Annotated in this window: 4 protein-coding genes; 1 reads left to right on the forward strand and 3 read right to left on the reverse strand. The window is 47.2% G+C overall.

Translation table 11 applies throughout. The features are described from left to right. Positions 1 to 165: 165 nt before the first annotated feature. Positions 166 to 288, reverse strand: coding sequence for a hypothetical protein (locus tag C7B77_RS31580; protein WP_281261399.1), 123 nt, complete (start codon positions 286 to 288; stop codon positions 166 to 168). 400 nt (positions 289 to 688) lie between these two features. Next, positions 689 to 871, reverse strand: a complete 183-nt coding sequence (locus C7B77_RS29460) for a hypothetical protein (protein ID WP_146138565.1) — start codon at positions 869 to 871, stop codon at positions 689 to 691. A 187-nt stretch (positions 872 to 1,058) separates the two neighbouring features. Between C7B77_RS29460 and C7B77_RS27670 the strand changes: the two genes are divergently transcribed. Next, positions 1,059 to 1,334 carry a hypothetical protein gene (locus C7B77_RS27670; RefSeq protein ID WP_146138566.1) on the forward strand — a complete coding sequence of 92 codons (276 nt, stop codon included), beginning with the start codon at positions 1,059 to 1,061 and terminating at the stop codon, positions 1,332 to 1,334. 80 nt (positions 1,335 to 1,414) lie between these two features. On the opposite strand, the gene C7B77_RS27675 is transcribed toward C7B77_RS27670, so the two are convergent. Further along, positions 1,415 to 2,425: a hypothetical protein gene (locus C7B77_RS27675; protein ID WP_181244059.1), complete on the reverse strand. Its 1,011-nt coding sequence runs from the start codon at positions 2,423 to 2,425 to the stop codon at positions 1,415 to 1,417. Positions 2,426 to 2,741 lie beyond the last annotated feature (316 nt).

A 2,741-nucleotide genomic window follows, 5' to 3' on the forward strand; every position in this document is an offset into this window, starting at 1 on the left:
ACAATATTCGGGTGAGGCAAAGCGATCGCGGACGAGTTGAGGATTAGTCATGATAAAAACTATTAAAGATAATCGATCGGTCAAAGGGATTCGGCTCTGCCGAGAACGCACAAAAAATAGCTCGCAAATCGAGGGATCTGCGAGCAGGCGAGAGAGTCGATAATTTTAGGCAAAAAACTCGTAGTAAACCTCAATAATTGCTTCACTAACTGAAAATTGACGGGATTCAAACTCACCAGAACGCAAACAAATGAAGTGGTGGTAGGCAGAAATTAGACGATCTAACATATTGGTTTCTCCTGGAGGTCTAAAGATTGATATGAGCTACTTAAAGCTCATCTAAATTCGGCGTTGCCGATGGCTTTCTCAAGATCGACAAGAAAAAGCTGACAGATTCTAGTAATTACTAGAATCTGCCAAAAAACTAGAAATATTCGGTGACGAGCGATCGGTGACGATCTCATCAGGGACTCGATACAAGTAGTCGGGATGAATTAAATGCAGTGCCAACCAATAAGGATCTGGCGATAGCGTAAGCGCTGCCTTAGCAGGCCGCGTACCAACTAGCCGATCGCAATAATAGGCATCGGCATCGCGGCGCAGATAAACGATGCGGGAGTTTTGGTGACAACAGAGAGTTGGCGCACCCTCGGTTGTTTTTTTGCGATCAAAAATAAATAAATAGCGATTAATACTGAGGGTCAGAATGATAATAATCTTGGAGATCGTTATGACATGACTCGCGAGTTTCGAGCATTAATTCTTCCAAGAATTGCAAATATTCTGTGGATTCGAGCGGCTGTTCGGCGAGTAAATCGGCTTCGATGTCCATAATTCCTCCAGATAAATAAGCGAGGTAGCGCAATTTCACTTGCGCTACCTCGTTTAGATGCGGCTATGCCGCTCAATAAATTAGTTAACTCCTCTGGCAATCGGGGATGTTCGAGCGTAACAAACCTCTTTGGCGTAGCCGCGCCGCAAGGTAATCGCTCACTCTCAAGGCTCTGGGGATCGATATCCGAGAGGATTGAATTGGAAAAGCGAAAACTCAGACGATCGTGTTAGAGAAAGTGGTAAATTTATCGTCAGTATCGTCAGCAGAGCATCTGCATTCGCCAGAACTTAGTCAGGGTAACGCTCTTAGGGCTGACGATATGGCTGACGATCTTGATACTACTGACGATATTGCCGACGATATTTCAAGTGCTGACGATAAAGCTGAAAATATCGTCAGCAATCGAACGGCAGAGCACGAGCGGGTTTCGAGGTTGTCTGACGATACTGACGATAAAAATTCCCGCTCGACCTCCTTCGTTGGCGTAGCCTACCGTTAGGTAATCGCCTGCGTCGCTCTAAAATTGGGGATGTAGTCAGGGATAGCTGACAAAGTGACAATCTTCTGCGGTCTGAAGTGTCACATCGCTCGCTCGATATGTTCGGTTGGCGATCGATCTATTACTACAGAATTCTTGGCTTTGTTAACGGGTACGATTACAGTAGGTTCTCGCTCTGTCGATTTAGAGAGAGTTTGAGTTACTTCTTGTTCGGGCACGGGAATTTCTACAGCCCAATGAGCAAAATCATCCGGTGCGCGATCGCCATCGGGGTAAACGTCATTAAGCAGTACTCCCAATCTCTTTATCTCTGCCATCTTCGCAACATCTCCAGTCAACTCCGCAGTACCATAGAGGTACCGCAGCTCTCCTGCTGTTGGCAAGTAGCGTCGCTCTGATGAAAGGGCTGGATCGCTCCGCTCAAGTGGTGTAGATTGCTGTGGTAGTGGGATGAGTTCCCCGCGATCGATGCTAGCGACGGGCTGATGGTCGATGAGGCTTTGGACTTGAATTTCTAGAATTTTCTCGTTCGAGCCACGCGATAGAGTGCCTTTGAGTAGATGGGTGCCACTGTTGAGCTTGGCTTTGGACTCTTTATTGATTAACTCTCTCCCCAGTACTCCGATCGGTATGCGCCGTCCCCCAGAACCAAGATAATCGACGGAAATCTCTTTGCCCCGACGCTCGAATGCGAACTTACCGGAGAAGTCTTCAATCTGAATCTTGCTAATAGTGGGGGCAGGATTGACGACGAATGTTCCTATCTCGGTGTGGATGTGGATTTTGGGATCGAGGGGTCGAACGATTTTCGCAGCTACCACCGTGCCAGGGGTAAGCAGCGGTGAATCCCCGTAAGTACTCAAGCCCAAATCGATCGTGCTGCCATCTGGCGAGATCGCACTCATACGTAAATCCCGCTCAAATCTAATTGCCAACTCAGATCCATCCCGCAACTGAAGTGCATTGAGGGTGGGACGATTGAGCGCGATCGGCGGTACGCTATCTAGGTGTTGGCTGATTTCATTGGCAAAGATTTTGGTAGCCATGCCCATCCCCGCGCTGGAATGCCATGCAGCAGACGCATACTGCATCCGTTTGTCATTGGGAATCGAGTTTTCCAGTTCGCTAAGTACCTTATCTGCACTAGCAAATACCGTATCGACATCGTTTTCTAAAGCAAAGGGTGGATGAAATTCGAGCGTCGATCTCGATATGGATAAATATTTCGTACTACCAACTGCTTCAATTGGAAATTTATCTAGTTGATTGGCTCTAGCTGACTCTGATGATACCCTACCAATTAAGACTTGCTTCGATTCATCCGCAACCCCTAGGGGTTGCGGAATAAAGGCTAAAATCCAGGTTGGAAAGCAGTTACAGCTACTAATTCAGCTACTCAGAGCCAAG

This window comes from Chamaesiphon polymorphus CCALA 037, from assembly GCF_003003845.1.
GTDB lineage: Bacteria > Cyanobacteriota > Cyanobacteriia > Cyanobacteriales > Chamaesiphonaceae > Chamaesiphon > Chamaesiphon polymorphus.